At 61.4% G+C, this 15,348-nt stretch carries 17 protein-coding genes; 9 read left to right on the forward strand and 8 right to left on the reverse strand.

What is annotated here, in order from left to right; all coding sequences use genetic code 11:
* Positions 1 to 68: 68 nt before the first annotated feature.
* Complete coding sequence (locus H7995_RS06960; RefSeq protein WP_166589969.1) at positions 69 to 557, forward strand: hypothetical protein; 489 nt, start codon at positions 69 to 71, stop codon at positions 555 to 557.
* Between the two features lie 31 nt (positions 558 to 588).
* Here the strand turns inward: H7995_RS06960 and H7995_RS06965 are convergent, their stop codons facing one another.
* The gene (locus H7995_RS06965; RefSeq protein ID WP_166590023.1) at positions 589 to 1,080 is read right to left on the reverse strand and encodes a winged helix-turn-helix transcriptional regulator; all 492 of its coding nucleotides are present in this window, start codon (positions 1,078 to 1,080) and stop codon (positions 589 to 591) included.
* Positions 1,081 to 1,194: 114 nt separating this feature from the next.
* Between H7995_RS06965 and fabF the strand changes: the two genes are divergently transcribed.
* From fabF to tal, 4 genes are all read left to right on the forward strand, one after another.
* Positions 1,195 to 2,463: a beta-ketoacyl-ACP synthase II gene (gene fabF, locus H7995_RS06970; protein WP_185818157.1), complete on the forward strand. Its 1,269-nt coding sequence runs from the start codon at positions 1,195 to 1,197 to the stop codon at positions 2,461 to 2,463.
* A gap of 502 nt (positions 2,464 to 2,965) precedes the next feature.
* Positions 2,966 to 3,271: a hypothetical protein gene (locus tag H7995_RS06975; RefSeq protein ID WP_185818158.1), complete on the forward strand. Its 306-nt coding sequence runs from the start codon at positions 2,966 to 2,968 to the stop codon at positions 3,269 to 3,271.
* Between the two features lie 108 nt (positions 3,272 to 3,379).
* The gene (dusA, locus tag H7995_RS06980) at positions 3,380 to 4,381 is read left to right on the forward strand and encodes a tRNA dihydrouridine(20/20a) synthase DusA (RefSeq protein ID WP_185818159.1); all 1,002 of its coding nucleotides are present in this window, start codon (positions 3,380 to 3,382) and stop codon (positions 4,379 to 4,381) included.
* Positions 4,382 to 4,558: 177 nt separating this feature from the next.
* The gene (gene tal, locus H7995_RS06985; protein ID WP_166590018.1) at positions 4,559 to 5,485 is read left to right on the forward strand and encodes a transaldolase; all 927 of its coding nucleotides are present in this window, start codon (positions 4,559 to 4,561) and stop codon (positions 5,483 to 5,485) included.
* 119 nt (positions 5,486 to 5,604) lie between these two features.
* On the opposite strand, the gene rssC is transcribed toward tal, so the two are convergent.
* The 3 genes from rssC to H7995_RS07000 form a co-directional block, all read right to left on the reverse strand.
* A complete protein-coding gene (gene rssC, locus H7995_RS06990) occupies positions 5,605 to 6,087 on the reverse strand; it encodes an anti-sigma factor antagonist RssC (protein WP_095082307.1) in 483 nt (160 codons plus the stop codon).
* On the reverse strand, positions 6,084 to 7,268 hold the full coding sequence (gene rssB / locus H7995_RS06995; protein ID WP_166590027.1) for a two-component system response regulator RssB: 1,185 nt from the start codon (positions 7,266 to 7,268) through the stop codon (positions 6,084 to 6,086). The genes rssC and rssB overlap by 4 nt, the downstream gene beginning before the upstream one ends.
* Before the next feature lie 334 nt (positions 7,269 to 7,602).
* Positions 7,603 to 8,292, reverse strand: a complete 690-nt coding sequence (locus H7995_RS07000) for an MlaA family lipoprotein (protein ID WP_166590019.1) — start codon at positions 8,290 to 8,292, stop codon at positions 7,603 to 7,605.
* Positions 8,293 to 8,481: 189 nt separating this feature from the next.
* Between H7995_RS07000 and pcrP the strand changes: the two genes are divergently transcribed.
* Together pcrP and H7995_RS07010 are read left to right on the forward strand one after the other, a co-directional pair.
* Positions 8,482 to 9,102, forward strand: coding sequence for an HAD superfamily inactivated hydrolase PcrP (gene pcrP, locus H7995_RS07005; protein ID WP_182341326.1), 621 nt, complete (start codon positions 8,482 to 8,484; stop codon positions 9,100 to 9,102).
* 123 nt (positions 9,103 to 9,225) lie between these two features.
* Positions 9,226 to 9,489: a DUF4404 family protein gene (locus H7995_RS07010; protein WP_166591904.1), complete on the forward strand. Its 264-nt coding sequence runs from the start codon at positions 9,226 to 9,228 to the stop codon at positions 9,487 to 9,489.
* A 126-nt stretch (positions 9,490 to 9,615) separates the two neighbouring features.
* Here H7995_RS07010 and queF read toward each other — a convergent pair whose 3' ends face one another.
* A complete protein-coding gene (queF, locus tag H7995_RS07015) occupies positions 9,616 to 10,446 on the reverse strand; it encodes an NADPH-dependent 7-cyano-7-deazaguanine reductase QueF (protein ID WP_166591903.1) in 831 nt (276 codons plus the stop codon).
* A 61-nt stretch (positions 10,447 to 10,507) separates the two neighbouring features.
* Positions 10,508 to 11,053, reverse strand: a complete 546-nt coding sequence (gene copI, locus H7995_RS07020; protein WP_166591902.1) for a copper-resistant cuproprotein CopI — start codon at positions 11,051 to 11,053, stop codon at positions 10,508 to 10,510.
* 155 nt (positions 11,054 to 11,208) lie between these two features.
* On the opposite strand from copI, the gene H7995_RS07025 reads away from it, so the two are divergent.
* Positions 11,209 to 11,889 (forward strand): heavy metal response regulator transcription factor, encoded by a 681-nt coding sequence (locus tag H7995_RS07025; RefSeq protein ID WP_166591901.1) that lies wholly within the window; start codon positions 11,209 to 11,211, stop codon positions 11,887 to 11,889.
* A complete protein-coding gene (locus tag H7995_RS07030) occupies positions 11,889 to 13,250 on the forward strand; it encodes a heavy metal sensor histidine kinase (protein ID WP_185818160.1) in 1,362 nt (453 codons plus the stop codon). Before H7995_RS07025 ends, H7995_RS07030 begins: the two co-directional genes overlap by 1 nt.
* Positions 13,251 to 13,354: 104 nt before the next feature.
* Here H7995_RS07030 and H7995_RS07035 read toward each other — a convergent pair whose 3' ends face one another.
* The gene (locus H7995_RS07035) at positions 13,355 to 14,599 is read right to left on the reverse strand and encodes a lipoprotein-releasing ABC transporter permease subunit (protein ID WP_182341334.1); all 1,245 of its coding nucleotides are present in this window, start codon (positions 14,597 to 14,599) and stop codon (positions 13,355 to 13,357) included.
* A gap of 63 nt (positions 14,600 to 14,662) precedes the next feature.
* On the reverse strand, positions 14,663 to 15,346 hold the full coding sequence (lolD, locus tag H7995_RS07040; RefSeq protein ID WP_166591898.1) for a lipoprotein-releasing ABC transporter ATP-binding protein LolD: 684 nt from the start codon (positions 15,344 to 15,346) through the stop codon (positions 14,663 to 14,665).
* Positions 15,347 to 15,348 lie beyond the last annotated feature (2 nt).

Raw genomic sequence — 15,348 nt, forward strand, 5'->3', positions numbered from 1 at the left:
ATCGGGAGCAATACGTACTCACCTTGAGCGTGGCTACTATGACCTGAACAATCTGACGAGGAATCGATATGAACAAGGCAGACGAGCTGGCGGCAAAACTCAGGAACCGCCTGCAACGAACCGACGAGACCGAGATCTGCACCGACACGGCTATCGACCACTGGCCGACCCAAGTCAACGACCTCTACCACCAGGTCGAAACCTGGCTGGCCCCATTGATCGAGGCAGGCCTTGGCATCCGCCGCAACCCCACTCACGTGTTCGAGCGCCATCCGAGCGGCGCCACCTATAACTACGCGATTGACCAGTTAGTACTCGAAGCCCTGCACCGCACCATCACGTTCGACCCGATAGCGCGTTTTTCAACCAAAGCCGACGGCCTGGTCGAAATTCACCTGCCGGGGAAAAACCTTCGCGCACTGCGTAGCATCGATGAGCACGGAGAGTCGCAATGGACCCTGCAGAAAATCCCGCCTCTGGGACAGGTCGCTCAAGCCCCGGTAGCCTGGAATGAAGAAAATCTACTGTGGATCGTAGAGGAAGGCCTGGGACTGTGACCCGGTCGATTGCCGCGCCGGCGACCGAGCACTATGGACACTTCGGCACAGCCCCCATCCGCTGACGCATGCCGGCGCTCGCCGCCGGCCCCGCCTGCACCGTGCATTGCGCCAATGGCACCAGATGCCCGTCAGCCATATCCGCCGTCATCAACTGCACTGGTCTGCCGGTCTCTCGCTCGACAATCTGCACGCTCTCCCCTTCCGGCGCAAAGTGCCTGTTACCCCACGCCACAAAAGCCATGAGCACCACGCGAAAGTCCTCCCCACGAGCAGTTGGCACGTATTCATAACGCAAAGGCCGCTGACTGTAGGCGTGGCGCTCCAGCAACCCATCCTCAACCAATGAGTTAAGGCGGCGAGTGAGCATGTTCGGCGCAATGTCCAAGCTGCGGGAAAACTCGTCGAATCGGCGCAGCCCGTGCAAGGCATCACGCATGATCAAGATACTCCACCACTCACCGACCCTTTCCAGGCTGCGGGCGATCGGGCATTCGGCGTGGGCCAGGGTTTTGCGTTGCATGACGGCTCCTTGGGTGATGCGCTCGGACATTTGTCGTTCGAGCATGTTACTTTCATGATGATAGTTACGTCCACACATCACTATCCCCGACAAATCTGAAGGAGTTGGACCGTCATGAGCAAACGCATTGTTGTCACAGGCATGGGCGCACTGACCCCGCTGGGCTGCGGAGTCGAACCGGTTTGGCAACGCCTGCTGGCGGGACAATCCGGCATTCGCCGACTTCCAGAATCGCTGATTGGCGACCTGTCGATCAGCATCGGCGGCCAGGTTCCCGATCGGACGCAGGACCCTGAAGCCGGCTTCGATCCCGACCAACTGTTGGCGGCGAAAGAACAACGCAAAATGGATCGCTTCATTCTGTTTACCCTGGCCGCCGCCCATGAAGCCCTGACACAAGCGGGCTGGGCGCCGCAGACCGCGGAGGAGCAGGAGCGCACTGCGACCATTATCGCCTCGGGTGTGGGTGGCTTTCCGGCGATCGCCGAGGCCGTACGCACCACGGACAGCAAGGGGCCGCGTCGCCTGTCGCCCTTCACCATCCCGTCGTTCCTGAGCAACATGGCCGCTGGCCACGTTTCAATCCAGCATGGCCTCAAGGGACCGCTGGGCGCCCCAGTGACGGCGTGCGCCGCTGGGGTTCAAGCCATTGGCGACGCCGCGCGAATGATCCGCGCCGGGGAAGTGGACGTTGCCGTTTGTGGTGGGGCTGAAGCGGCCATTCACCGCGTCAGCCTGGCCGGCTTCGCGGCGGCACGAGCGCTATCCAGCGATCACAATGAAACACCCGAACAGGCCTCTCGCCCCTTCGATACAGCGCGCGACGGTTTTGTCATGGGCGAAGGCGCCGGCCTGCTGGTGATCGAAGAACTGGAACATGCCCTGGCCCGTGGCGCCAAACCGATCGCAGAACTGGTGGGCTATGGCACCAGTGCCGATGCCTACCACATGACCGCCGGCCCGGAAGACGGAGACGGCGCCCGCCGAGCCATGCAACAAGCCCTGCGCCAGGCCGGCGTGCAAGCATCCCAGGTCCAGCACTTGAACGCCCACGCCACCTCGACCCCGGTCGGCGACAAAGGGGAACTGGCGGCGATCAAGACCGTGTTCGGCACCCACAGCGGCCTGGCGATCAGCGCCACCAAGTCCGCCACTGGCCACCTGTTGGGCGCTGCCGGAGGCATCGAAGCGATCTTCGCCATCCTGGCCCTGCGTGACCAGGTCGCGCCGGCAACCCTAAACCTACAAGACGCGGACAGCGCAGCCGACGGCCTTGACTTGGTTCGCGGCGAGGCTCGGCACATGCCGATGGAATATGCACTGTCCAACGGCTTCGGGTTTGGCGGGGTGAATGCCAGCGTGCTGTTTCGGCGCTGGGTTTAAGCGCGCAAACTGGATTCATCGAGGGCGCCCCTGGCGGTCGCCCTCGGCCTTTCCCGCCAGGAACTTTTCGCCTGATTCCCCCCTAGAGACTGACCATCAATCCGGACGCCCCCACCCTCCGCCGCCCAGCGCTTGCACCGTACACCCTCAAAACAAGCTACAACCCCCATCCCAGAGCTTTCAAACAAAAATAATGAGTGTTTTTTCGAGCGCTAGTGGTTAGTGCGCCCACGAGAAGGAGGCAATATGCCATCACCCCTTCTACACAGAGTACGTCGGGAAACCCCGCTGAAAAACGCACGAACCCTGACCACCGCCGGCATGTAGGCGCAGCAGCAACGAGCAGCATCACATTATTGACTGAACACTTGGGTGCACAATGGCAGGAGCAATAAGAAACCGGTAATGGCGTCATCAGCAACGGCACTGTTACCGATTACGAGTACATCAAGATCGGCGGCAACGTATCAGGCACATCCGCTGCCAGAACTATCTGGACAGCATGATCAAACCAGGCAACACCGTGCGACTTTCCTGCGTCAAATCCCTTGGCAAGCACACTGTTTATGCCGCCCAGGAAAGCAACGGCGAAGTGTCCAAGAACCCACTTCGGCATGCCATGATCAACTCCGGCATAGTGGTGGTGTTCTGTGTGCTGGTGCTGTTCTTCCCGGCCATCGCCCTGTATGTATCGGGCTTGTTCACCTTCTTCGGGGTGACAGGCCTGCTCACCTGGCTTGGCTCCAAGAGCCACTACCAGGCCCGCAACGCACTGGATAATCTGCCGGCACCCGCAGTAGCCAGTTAAATAGTGTCAGACGCCACGAGCCTCGTCCGGGCGCCTCGACGCAACCCCAACCCACCCTCCATTCCTGATAAACTCCTCGCCCGCCTCACCGTCCTGATTCAGATACCCATGCCTCATTCAACCGCATCGACTACTCCCCCAGTTTTTTCTCGCCGGTTTTCCGTTGCGCCGATGATGGATTGGACCGACCGCCACTGCCGCTTCTTCCTGCGCCTGCTCTCCAAACACGCCTTGCTCTACACCGAAATGGTCACCACCGGTGCCTTGCTCAACGGTGATCACGAGCGTTTCCTGCGGCACAACGAGGCGGAGCATCCGCTGGCGTTGCAGTTGGGTGGCAGTGTTCCGCTGGATCTGGCGGCCTGTGCGCGGATGGCGCAGGAGCATGGGTATGACGAGGTGAACCTTAACGTCGGCTGCCCGAGTGATCGGGTGCAGAACAATATGATTGGTGCGTGCCTGATGGGGCATCCGCAGTTGGTGGCCGATTGTGTGAAGGCGATGCGCGATGCGGTGTCGATTCCGGTCACGGTCAAGCATCGGATCGGGATCAATGGACGTGACAGTTACGCGCAACTGCGTGATTTCGTCGGTACGGTGCGCGATGCCGGCTGCACCAGTTTTACCGTGCATGCGCGAATTGCGATTCTTGAGGGGTTGTCGCCCAAGGAGAACCGCGATATTCCACCGCTGCGCTATGACGTGGCGGCGCAGTTGAAGGCGGATTTCCCGGAGCTGGAGATCATCCTTAACGGCGGGATCAAGACCCTGGAGGCCTGCCATGAGCATTTGGCGACCTTTGACGGGGTGATGCTGGGGCGTGAGGCGTATCACAATCCTTATCTGCTGGCCGAGGTGGATCAGCAGCTGTTTGGCAGCACGGCGCCGGTGATCAGCCGGGCCGAGGCGCTGACGCAGTTGCGTCCGTACATCGCGGCACACCTTGAGGCCGGCGGCGCGATGCACCACATCACTCGGCATGTCCTGGGGCTCGGCACGGGCTTTCCGGGGGCGCGCAAGTTTCGGCAGTTGCTGTCGGTGGACATCCACAAGGCCAAGGACCCACTGGCCCTGCTCGATCAGGCGGCAGCGCTGCTGGAAGGCCGCTAGCCGTCGCCGCGATTGAACCTGTGGGCGGTTTTGCCATCGTAGTTAGCGGAGAGCGCCGGGCCTTTCAAACATCTGTTTTGCAGATGTTGCCGCCCAGGCCGTTGTTACGCATTTGCGCCCTTGAGTGGCTGTCAGCGCTCGGGTAATGTCAGCAGACCCACAGGATAGAGCACACCCATGACTTCCAAGCTGGAACAACTTAAACGATTCACCACCGTCGTGGCCGATACCGGCGATTTTGAAGCGATTGCCCGCGTCAAACCCGTGGACGCTACCACCAACCCCTCGTTGCTGCTCAAGGCTGCGGCCATTCCTGCCTATGCCGAACTGCTCAACGCCAGCGTTACCGACTGCAAGGGCGACGTGGGTCTGGCCAGTGACCGTTTTGGGGTCGCAGTGGGCCAGGAGATTCTCAAAGTGATTCCCGGGCGCATTTCCACTGAAGTGGATGCGCGCCTGTCGTTCGATACCGAGGCCATGCTCAAGCGTGCGCACCGCCTGATCGAGCTCTACGACAAGGCCGGCATCGGCCGTGAACGCGTGCTGATCAAGATCGCCTCCACCTGGGAAGGCATCCGCGCCGCTGAACAGCTGGAGCGCGAAGGCATCCAGACCAACCTGACCCTGCTGTTCTCCTTCGCCCAGGCAGTGGCCTGCGCCGAAGCCGGGGTGTTCCTGATTTCGCCGTTCGTGGGGCGCATCTACGACTGGTACAAGAAGGCCAACGGTACCGACTACAGTGGCGCCGATGATCCGGGCGTGCAGTCGGTGACGCGCATCTACAACTACTACAAGGCCAATGACTACAAGACCGTGGTCATGGGCGCGAGCTTCCGCAACCTCAATCAGATCGAGCAACTGGCGGGCTGCGATCGCCTGACCATCAGCCCTGATCTGATCGAGAAGCTGGCGGCCGACACCGGCAAGCTGGAGCGCCAACTGACGCCAGGCCATGCCGGCGAAGCACGCCAGAGCCTGAACGAGGCCCAATTCCGCTGGGCGTCCAACGAAGATGCAATGGCCACCGAGAAGCTGGCCGAAGGCATTCGTCAATTTGCCCGGGACCAGGAAAAGCTGGAGGCGCTGCTGCAGGCCAAATTGTGAGGTCGATCTAGCCATGCAAAAAGGGCGAACCCTGTTGGGTTCGCCCTTTTTTGTCTGCGCGGTTTGAGGCAGCGCTCGCCTTGGCTGGCCAGCCGCCAGCCGAGGGACTATGGAAGCTATCAGTGCCGCTCGAGGGCGTTTACCAGGTCATGGAACGCTTCCCGATTGGAGTCGTTGAGGCCCATGAGGATCTTGTGCGCTTCCAGCACCTTGATCCGCACCACTTCTTCGGACTGATCCTGGTCAGGCAGGTCGGTCAGACACTCCGGGCACGGCACCGGGCGGTCAACGATGTTGAACACCTGCTCGAAACCCATGGACTCCAACAGACGGGTGATGTCTTCGTGGGTGGTGACGACGGTCGGCAGCAGGCCGACCTTTTGCCGCGACATGATCGACAGCTTGGCCAACAGGCCCAGGGTGGTGCTGTCGATGCTGCGGGTTTCGGTCAGGTCGATCACGATCGCGTTGAAATTCAACGCAGTGAAGATCCGCTCGATAGTCGCATCCAACGCCGAACACAGGGTCAGGCGAACCTCACCGACGAACTTCAGGACAAAGGTGCCATCCTGCTCGGCGAACTGGATTCTACCGGTACTCATTGAAGATTCCTGCTCAACACTAACAGGGCGATATCATCCGGCATCTCCCCTAGCGTGGCCAATCCAAAAACCTGCCGCAGACCATCCAGGCTGCCGCCCGCCGATCTTACCCGTTGCGGTAAGGCGGCCTCTTTTTCTTTGAGTGTCGGTTCTGGCAAAAGGTCCAGAATGCCATCGGACATCAGCGTCAGGCTGAACACCGGTGGCAATTCGATGACGTGGTCTTCGTAGGTGGCTTCATTGAACAAGCCCACCGGCAGACCACGGCCTTCGAGGTATCCCACACTGTCTGGCGTGTACAACACTGGCAACGGCAGGTGTCCGCCGATGCTATAGGTCAACAAACCGGTCTCCTCGTCGATGACTCCACCGACCATCGTGACATGTTTGCCCAGCTTACAGCTGATCAGGCCCCGGTTGATATGGCCGAGTACCTCTGAAGGGGTGAATTCTGGCAAGGTGCCATTGCGCTTGGACTCGAACAGCAGGCGCGTGGTCATGAACTTCAGCAGCACGGTGACGAAGGCCGAAGACGCGCCATGCCCGGAAACGTCCGCCAGGTAGAACGCGACCCGGCGCTCGTCGACCCGAAAATAGTCGACAAAGTCACCCGACAGGTACAACGAGGGGATGATCTGGTGAGCGAACTTGAAGTCGTCGATGGTCCAGGGGCTCACCGGCAACATGTTCATCTGTACCTGGCGACCGGCGTTCTGGTCTTCCTGCAGCAGGTTCAGGCTGGCCTCGAGCTCACGGTTGGCGGTTTCGAGTTTGGTCCGGTAACGCTGATTCTCCAGGAGCAGGCGCGCGCGATCCAGGGCTCGGCGCACAGAGTGCTCGAGCACAGCCAGGTCTTCCAGCGGCTTGATCAGGTAGTCTGCCGCGCCCAAGCGCAAGGCTTCGACCGCGTCGTTCATGACGCCGGCACCGGACACCACGATCACCGGTGTTTGCGGCGACAGGTCGGTCACCTGGCGAATGAGCTCGAGCCCGCCCATCTGCGGCATGCGCAGATCGCAGATCACGAGATCGGGGTGGCTTTGCTCGAATACCGCTAGTCCTTGCAGTCCATTGCTGGCCTGCAGGACGCTGAACCCACTGTCTTCCAAATAGGCCGCGAGACTCGCGCGCACTACTTCGTCGTCATCGATTATCAGCAGCGTGGCACTGGTTTTTTGCATGTGGGCAAACGGCGCCAGAATTAGGTTGGCGTAGCTGGCGGGGTGATTGGCCCGGCACACACTACTGGATTCGCTTTCTAGCCTCTCTGCTGCACTGCTTTCGAGCATTTGCCCGACACACATGTTCATCAGAGGTGCCCTTCTAAGGCGCAGACGGTACTCCCATCCGCGAGGCGTTTCAAGCTCACGCCGATGGTCATCAGGCGTCTTTGCCCTGCAAATCACCGGGAGTTATAAGAACCGTAAAGTTCGCAACAAAATGTAAGGATGGAACGCCTGCCTTAAAACGAAAAAGGCGGCCCATGGGCCGCCCTCCTCTTATCAAAGCGCCGACTCAGAAGTCGTCTTCGACCTGGCCATCCTTGACCTTGAATTCGCGGTTCTGCAGGTAGGCGTTGCGGATAAAGACGTACTTGTCGCCACTGATCAGCTTCTCGGCCGACAACAGGCTGGCACGGGCATCGATCACTTCCATGCCGAGCGCCATGTTGCGCGCTGGAACGTCGTGCATGTAGCGGTAGGGTTGGGCATAGCTGTCGACGTACATGGACGGTGCGTCACGCAGGGTGCTAGGGCCGAGGAGCGGCAGCATCACGTAAGGACCGCTGGGCATGCCCCAGTAGCCGAGTGTCTGGCCGAAGTCTTCGTCATTGCGGTGCAGGCCCATCTTGGTGCCCACATCGAAGAACCCGGCCAGGCCCAGGGTGGTGTTCATCAGCAGGCGCGCCGTGTCGACGCCCGCCGCGTGGGGTTTGGCCTGCAGGATGTCGTTGGCCAGGTTGCCGACGTCACCGATGTTGCGGAACATGTTGTGAATGCCGTCTTCGAGGAACTGCGGCGTGACGAACTGGTAGCCTTGGGCCAGAGGCTTGAGCGCGTAGGTGTCCAGCACGTCGTTGAAGGTGTAGATCGGGCGGTTGATGCTTTCCCAAGGATCTTCTTCGGTGGCCGCCTGGGCGGCGAACGGAACGAACAGAACGCCGGCAAACAGACTTAGTCGAGCCAGGCAATTGCTCCAGCGCATAGCAGAAACTCCTTGGATTGTACTGGCGCGGATCGCAAAACCCGCACGGTAAGCTCGCTAGTATAAGTCGGATGCCGGCTTTCAGGGAAACGCCCTACGACACTGCCTGTTTCCCCGGCCGGTCAAGAGAATGTCATTTAACTGTCACGAGGCCGGCCTACCCTCTCTGATTATTTCAGGGATGTTGAAATGGCCCAACCTCAAGTACACCCCCAAGCCCTCCCCCAACCCACCGCCGTGCTTTTTGGCCTGAGTGGCTGCCTGGTGGATTTTGGCGCACAAACCCGGCTCTACGGCAGCGGCAGCGCACCACATGGCCAATTGACCCCTGGCGCCGAGCAGGCGTTGCTATCGCTGCGACTGCAAGGCATTCCCTGCACTTGGCTGGATGAATTACCCCACAGCCAGAGCCAGTCGCTGGCGGCCGAACTGCCTGACTGGATCACCGCCAGCCCACGCCCCCAGAGCATCGCCCCATGGCCGGCTCCCGCTGCCTGCTGGTCAGCATTGATGGCGCTGAACATCCATCGCCTGGACGGTTGTGTGCTGGTCAGCGGAGAGCCGCGCTTGCTGCAGTCGGGTCTCAACGCCGGGTTGTGGACCATTGGCCTCGCCTCCTGCGGCTCGCTCTGCGGCCTGGCGCCCAAGGAATGGCAAGCCCTGAGCCGACAGGAGCGCGAACTCATGCGCGGCAAGGCGACCTTGCAACTGTTCGGCCTGGGCGTGCATTCGGTGATCGATCACCTCGGCGATCTCGACACCTGCCTGTCGGATATCGGCCTGCGCCGGCGTAAGGGCGAGAAGCCCTGATCGATCATTCTTGATCAAGATCATGCACTTCGCTCGCCAGTGGATTAATCTACAGGTCAGACGTAGACCTTTGGATCACTGCTGCGGTCTATGCCAGTGCCTATCGATAAAAGGAAAGTAGCCATGCCTGCCCGCGAACTGCAAGAACAGCTCAATACTCTGCGCGAGCAACTGGAGCAGAACCCGCCGCTCTCGCAGGAAGAACGTGACCACCTGCTGGACCTGATGACGCAGATCGACGCGCAACTGCAACTGGAAACCGCCACCAACGACAGCAGCCTGGCGGATGGCGTCAACCTGGCCGTGGAGCGCTTCGAACTCGACCACCCCGCGCTGGCCGCAACCCTGCGCAACATTGTGCAGACCCTGGGCAACATCGGGATCTGATCCACACGAACAAAAAAAGCCCCGCTGGCGATAGCGGGGCTTTTTCGTTTCTTGACCGACACACAGTCCATGTAGCAGCTGCCGAGCTAGCGAGGCAGCTGCTATGAGGCTTCGCGTTGGCTGTGCTTACTGGCGAACCAGGCGATGGTTGGGCAATTGCACGTCTTCGGTACTGCGGTACGGGTTGATGTCCAGCCCGCCCCGGCGCACATAACGCGCATAGACGGTCAACTTCTCCGGCTTCAGCAGGCGCTGCAGGTCGAGGAAGATCCGCTCCACGCACTGTTCGTGGAAATCCGAGTGCTGGCGGAAGCTCACCAGGTACGCCAACAGACTGGCGTGATCCAATGCCGCACCACGGTACTGCACCGCCACGCTGCCCCAGTCCGGCTGGCTGGTGACCGGGCAGTTGGATTTGAGCAAATGGCTGTGCACGCTCTCCTCGACGATACGCGAGGCATCACAACGCAGCAGTTCCGGACGCGGGTGCTCGTAGTTGCTGACACTGATATCCAGGTCATCGATGCACACCCCCGGCAGGGCCACCACCCCTTCGGCCTGCACCTCGTTCAAGCTGCGAATGCGCACGCCCACCGGCTTGCCTGCAGCCGCAGACAGATCCTTGGCCAGGGTGGCTTGCAGGGTCTGGGTGTCGGCGAACGGCGTCTGGTTCAATGAGTTCAGGTACAGCTTGAACGACTTGGACTCAATGATGTTCGGCGAGTCAGCCGGGATGCTGAACTCACCGATGGCCACCACCGGCTTGCCCGACGGCAGCAGCCAGGACAGTTCGAAGCAGTTCCAGAAGTCCACGCCCTTGTACGGCAGGGTGTCGGCCGTCAGCCCCAGCTCGGCCCATTTTGCGGTGCGCGGGATCGGGAACAACAAAGATGGCGTGTACGTGGCGATGTATTCGCTGGATTTGCCCAGCGGCGAGTGTTCGGCTGCGGGATGCATGGCGGAAACCTGACTGAAGAATCAGCCGATTCTACCAGCCTTTGCTCCCGCCTTTGAGTGCTTACTGACTGACCGTCAGTTTGCCGACCATGCCCGCCTGGTAGTGACCCGGGATGTTGCAGGCGAATTCCAGGTTGCCGGCCTGCTTGAAGGTCCAGGTCAGCTCAGCCGTTTTACCCGGCTCGACGAGCACACTGTTGGGGTCATCGTGCTGCATCGCCCCATGGTCCATGCCCGCCATCGAACCGTGGCCCATGGCCGCGTGATCCATGGCCGGCGCTTTCATTGCGGTCGGGGTCAGTTGGCCGTTTTGCTGCATCTTGAGCATTTCAGCCTGGTGCTGGCTGTGCATCGCCACGTCACCCAGGTTGAATTCGTGCAGCAACTGGCCTTTGTTGATCAACACAAAACGCACGGTCTCACCGGCCTTGATCTGCAGGGCCTTGGGGTCAAAACTCATATCGCCCATGACAATTTCCACCGTGCGCGTCGCCTTGGCCGCTGGGGCAGGCTCACCGAAAGCGTAGGACTGCGCCGGCGCCGCCAGCAGCGGCGAACTCAATGCCAGCAAGCAGCCGGCCAACACCCAGGATTTACCGAAAAACATGATCACACTCCAACAAGATTAGGTTCAGCTTGTGGGAAACTCTAAGGGTGCGCCGCTGCCAAGTAGCTGACGAGTTGATTACAACTTTGTCAGGTTGAGCCGACTGCGTGCACGCCACGGTATAACGCTTGTGTCCCATCTACCCTGAGCTGCCCATGAAACTGCTGATCGTCGAAGACCAACCGAAAACCGGCCACTACCTGCGCCAGGGCCTGACCGAGGCCGGGTTCAACGTCGAACTGGTGGCCGACGGCACGACCGGCCAGCAACTGGCGTTGAGCGGGGAGTATGGGCTGCTGATTCTCGATGTGATGCTCCCTGGCCGCGACGGCTGGCAGATCCTGCAAGCAGTGCGCGGTGCCGGCCTCGACGTGCCAGTGTTATTCCTGACCGCCCGCGATGCGGTGCAGGACCGGGTCCATGGCCTGGAACTGGGCGCCGATGATTACCTGGTCAAGCCCTTCGCCTTTTCCGAACTGCTGGCTCGGGTGCGCAGCCTGTTGCGCCGTGGCAGCACGGCCCCGCAGGAAACCTGCCTGCAACTGGCGGATCTGCGCCTGGACCTGATCCGCCGTCGGGTCGAACGTAATGGCCAACGCCTGGACCTGACCGCCAAGGAATTTGCCCTGTTGGAAATGCTCCTGCGCCGCCAGGGCGAAGTGCTGCCCAAATCCTTGATCGCCTCCCAGGTCTGGGACATGAATTTCGACAGCGACACCAACGTCATCGAAGTGGCGATCCGCCGTTTGCGCCTGAAAATCGACGATGACTTCCCCAACAAGTTGATCCATACCGTACGCGGCATGGGTTATGTGCTTGAAGAGCGTCCAGCCTGATGCCCCGCCTGTCCCTGAGCAGTCGCCTGGCCCTGCTGTTTGCCGCGTGCACGGCGGTGGTCTCGCTGATTGCCGGCGTGCTGTTCAGTCGCGCCAGCGAAACCCACTTCATTGAACTCGACCAGCAACTGCTGGACGGCAAGCTGGTGGCCCTGCGCAGCGCCCTGCAAGGCGCGGACGACCCGGTGCTGTTCGCCCAGCGTAAAGCCCGTCTGCAGGAGGAAATGAGCCACCAGACCGACCTCTCCCTGCGGGTACGCGGTGCCGACGGCCACGTGTGGTTCGACAGCACAGCCAACCTGCCTGACGACCTGCCTACCCTGACCGGCTTGTCTAGCCTGCACAGCGCCGGCACCGCCTATCGGGTCTTCAACGCGCCACTGGAGCCGGGCAGAACCGACGGCGCGCAACTGACCCTGGCGCTCGACATCACCCACCACCAGCATTTCCTGCAGCGCATGCAGCATTTGATCTGGCTGACGGTCGGGCTCTCGGCCCTGGCCACGGCCTTGCTCGGGGCTTGGGCGGCGCGCAGTGGCTTGCGTCCGCTGCGGCGCATGAGTGACGTGGCGGCCGGGGTTTGCGCCAGCTCCCTGACCCAGCGCCTGCCCCACACGCAGATGCCCGCCGAGCTGGCCGAACTGGCCCAGGCGTTCAACGCCATGCTCGGGCGTCTCGACGATTCATTCCAGCGGTTGTCGGCATTTTCCGCCGACATCGCCCACGAACTGCGCACCCCGCTGTCGAACCTGCTGACCCACACCCAGGTCACCCTGACCCGCCCGCGGGACCTCGAAGACTACCGCGAAGCCTTGCACAGCAACCTCGAGGAACTGCAATGGATGGCACAACTGGTCAACGACATGCTGTACCTGGCCAAGGCTGACCACGGCCTGTTGATGCCCCGGCGTGAACCGCTGCAACTGGCGCAGGAGGCCGATGCGCTGTTGGAGTTTTATGCGCCCCTGGCCGAAGACGCGCAGGTCCGCCTGACCCGCCAGGGCGAAGCCACCATCAGCGGCGACCGCAGCATGCTGCGCCGGGCCCTGTCCAACCTGCTGGACAACGCCCTGCGCTTTACCCCACCCCAGGGCGAGGTTCAGGTGCAGATCGTGGACGGGGCGCAGGGTTTGCACCTGAGTATCGCCAACACTGGCGACGGTATTCCCCCGGCCTTGTTGCCGCGCCTGTTCGACCGCTTCTATCGGGCCGATCCGGCGCGCCGTGAAGGCAGCAGTGAACATGCGGGGTTGGGCCTGGCGATTACCCAGTCAATCATCCGCGCCCATGGCGGGACCATTCGTTGCGAATCGACCCAGGGCTGGACGCGTTTCGTGATCGAACTGCCAAAAGGCGATTGAGCCCACGCGCTAATGCCTGCACAACGCCCGTGGGAGCGAGCCGGCTCGCTCCCACGAAATCCTCGGTATGCCCCTGATTCATGGCACCCCGAGCAATGGCCGGATCAGGAATAACGCAACGCGTGCGCTGGTTCGATCTTCGCCGCGCGCCAGGCCGGGTAAACGGTGGCCAGGAAGCTCAGGATAAAACCGGCCGAGCAGATCAACAGCACATCACCACCCTGTAACTCCGAAGGCAGGTTGCTGACGAAGTAAACGTCGGAACTGAAGACGTGTTGACCGCTGACGCGCTCCACCCAGCCCACCAGCGCACTGACGTTCAGCGCCGCGACCACGCCGAGGACGCCGCCAATCAGGGTGCCGACGATACCGATCACCGTGCCCTGGACCATGAAGATCGCCATGATCTGCCGTGGCGTGGCACCAATGGTACGCAGGATCGCGATGTCGGCGCCCTTGTCGTTCACCACCATGATCAGGGTCGCGATGATGTTGAACGCCGCCACCGCGACGATCATCAGCAGCAACAGGCCGATCATGGTTTTTTCCATTTTCATGGCGCTGAACAGGCTGCCCTGGGTGTGGGTCCAGTCATCGGCCTTGTATCCAGCCCCCAGGCTGCCGGCAATCGCTGCCGACACCTGTGGCGCGGCGTACAGGTCCTTCACCGCCAGGCGCACGCTTTGCACCTGGTTGGGTGCCCAGCGCTGCATCTGCGCGGCATCGGCGACATGGATCAGGGCCATCGAACCATCCAGTTCGGCACCGACCTTGAACACCCCCACTACGTTCAGGCGCTGCATGCGCGGGGTGATGCCCCCCGGCGCGCTGCTGACTTCCGGCACGATCAGGGTGATCTTGTCGCCGACATTCAAACGAAAACGCCGTGCGGTGATTTCGCCCACCACCACCCCGAACTCACCCGGTTTCAGGTCATCCAGGCGCCCTTGCACGATGTGCTGGGCCACAATCGACACCTTGCCTTCCTGGGCCGGGTCGACGCCGCTGATCTGGATCGGCTGCATCGAGCCCTTGTAGGAGAGCATGCCTTCCATCTCGGTGAAGGGCACCGCGGCGGTCACCGCGGGATTTTTCAACGCAGCGGCAGCCACCGGCGCCCAATCGTCGATCGGCTTGACGCCAACGATGGTTGCGTGGGGCACCATGCCGAGGATGCGCGAGCTCATTTCGCGCTGGAAGCCGTTCATCACCGACAGCACCACGATCATCGCCAACACGCCCAGGGCGAGGCCGATCATCGAGGTCATCGAGATAAACGAAACAAAGCGATTGCGGCGCTTGGCGCGGGTATAGCGCATGCCGATAAAGATCGATAACGGTCTGAACATTCGCTGGGGCACCGTATAAAAATAAAAGACCCGGCGCCTGTTCAGGCACCGGGTTTCAAAGCATCAGATGGGCGTCAGGCGACCTTCCTGCAAGTGCAGTACGCGATCCATCTGCCGTGCCAGGTTCATGTCGTGGGTCACCACCAGGAACGCCGTGCGCATCGAGGTGCTGAGTTCCAGCATCAGGTCCTGGATACCTTGCGCGGTATGGGAGTCGAGGTTGCCGGTCGGCTCGTCGAGCATCACCAGCCCCGGGTTGTTCACCAGCGCACGGGCGATGGCCACGCGCTGGCGCTCGCCACCGGACAGTTCGGCCGGCTTGTGCTCCAGGCGATGCCCCAGGCCTACGCGCTCCAGCAAGGCGGTCGCGCGCTGGCGAGCCTGCGGGATCGCGGTCTTGCCGATCAACAGCGGCATGCAGACGTTTTCCAGGGCGGTGAACTCAGGCAACAGGTGATGGAACTGGTAGACGAAGCCCAACGAACGGTTGCGCAGCAAGCCACGGTTCTTTTCATTGAGTGCCGACAGTTCTTCACCGGCCAGCCAGACGCTGCCCTGGGTCGGCGTATCGAGCCCGCCCAGCAGATTGAGCAAGGTACTCTTGCCCGACCCCGAAGTCCCGACGATCGCGACGCGCTCGCCCGGGTGCAACTCCAGTTGCAGACCGGCCAGCACCTCCACCGATTCCGGACCTTCCTCGTAGGATTTGCCCAGGTTGCGGCAACTCAAGATTGCTTTTTCGCTCATGC

It is taken from the genome of Pseudomonas kielensis, assembly GCF_014236655.1.
In the GTDB taxonomy this organism is placed as follows: Bacteria; Pseudomonadota; Gammaproteobacteria; order Pseudomonadales; family Pseudomonadaceae; genus Aquipseudomonas; species Aquipseudomonas kielensis.

Excerpts from the sequence above, each read along its gene's own strand:
- H7995_RS06960 (WP_166589969.1), top strand. The coding sequence starts at position 69 with ATGAACAAGGCAGACGAGCTGGCGGCAAAACTCAGGAACCGCCTGCAA.
- copI (WP_166591902.1), bottom strand. The coding sequence starts at position 11,053 with ATGTTTTTCGGTAAATCCTGGGTGTTGGCCGGCTGCTTGCTGGCATTG.
- dusA (WP_185818159.1), top strand. The coding sequence starts at position 3,380 with ATGCCTCATTCAACCGCATCGACTACTCCCCCAGTTTTTTCTCGCCGG.
- H7995_RS07035 (WP_182341334.1), bottom strand. The coding sequence starts at position 14,599 with ATGTTCAGACCGTTATCGATCTTTATCGGCATGCGCTATACCCGCGCC.
- H7995_RS07025 (WP_166591901.1), top strand. The coding sequence starts at position 11,209 with ATGAAACTGCTGATCGTCGAAGACCAACCGAAAACCGGCCACTACCTG.
- rssC (WP_095082307.1), bottom strand. The coding sequence starts at position 6,087 with ATGAGTACCGGTAGAATCCAGTTCGCCGAGCAGGATGGCACCTTTGTC.
- lolD (WP_166591898.1), bottom strand. The coding sequence starts at position 15,346 with ATGAGCGAAAAAGCAATCTTGAGTTGCCGCAACCTGGGCAAATCCTAC.
- tal (WP_166590018.1), top strand. The coding sequence starts at position 4,559 with ATGACTTCCAAGCTGGAACAACTTAAACGATTCACCACCGTCGTGGCC.
- rssB (WP_166590027.1), bottom strand. The coding sequence starts at position 7,268 with ATGCAAAAAACCAGTGCCACGCTGCTGATAATCGATGACGACGAAGTA.
- fabF (WP_185818157.1), top strand. The coding sequence starts at position 1,195 with ATGAGCAAACGCATTGTTGTCACAGGCATGGGCGCACTGACCCCGCTG.
- H7995_RS07010 (WP_166591904.1), top strand. The coding sequence starts at position 9,226 with ATGCCTGCCCGCGAACTGCAAGAACAGCTCAATACTCTGCGCGAGCAA.
- H7995_RS06975 (WP_185818158.1), top strand. The coding sequence starts at position 2,966 with ATGATCAAACCAGGCAACACCGTGCGACTTTCCTGCGTCAAATCCCTT.
- H7995_RS07030 (WP_185818160.1), top strand. The coding sequence starts at position 11,889 with ATGCCCCGCCTGTCCCTGAGCAGTCGCCTGGCCCTGCTGTTTGCCGCG.
- H7995_RS06965 (WP_166590023.1), bottom strand. The coding sequence starts at position 1,080 with ATGCAACGCAAAACCCTGGCCCACGCCGAATGCCCGATCGCCCGCAGC.
- pcrP (WP_182341326.1), top strand. The coding sequence starts at position 8,482 with ATGGCCCAACCTCAAGTACACCCCCAAGCCCTCCCCCAACCCACCGCC.
- queF (WP_166591903.1), bottom strand. The coding sequence starts at position 10,446 with ATGCATCCCGCAGCCGAACACTCGCCGCTGGGCAAATCCAGCGAATAC.
- H7995_RS07000 (WP_166590019.1), bottom strand. The coding sequence starts at position 8,292 with ATGCGCTGGAGCAATTGCCTGGCTCGACTAAGTCTGTTTGCCGGCGTT.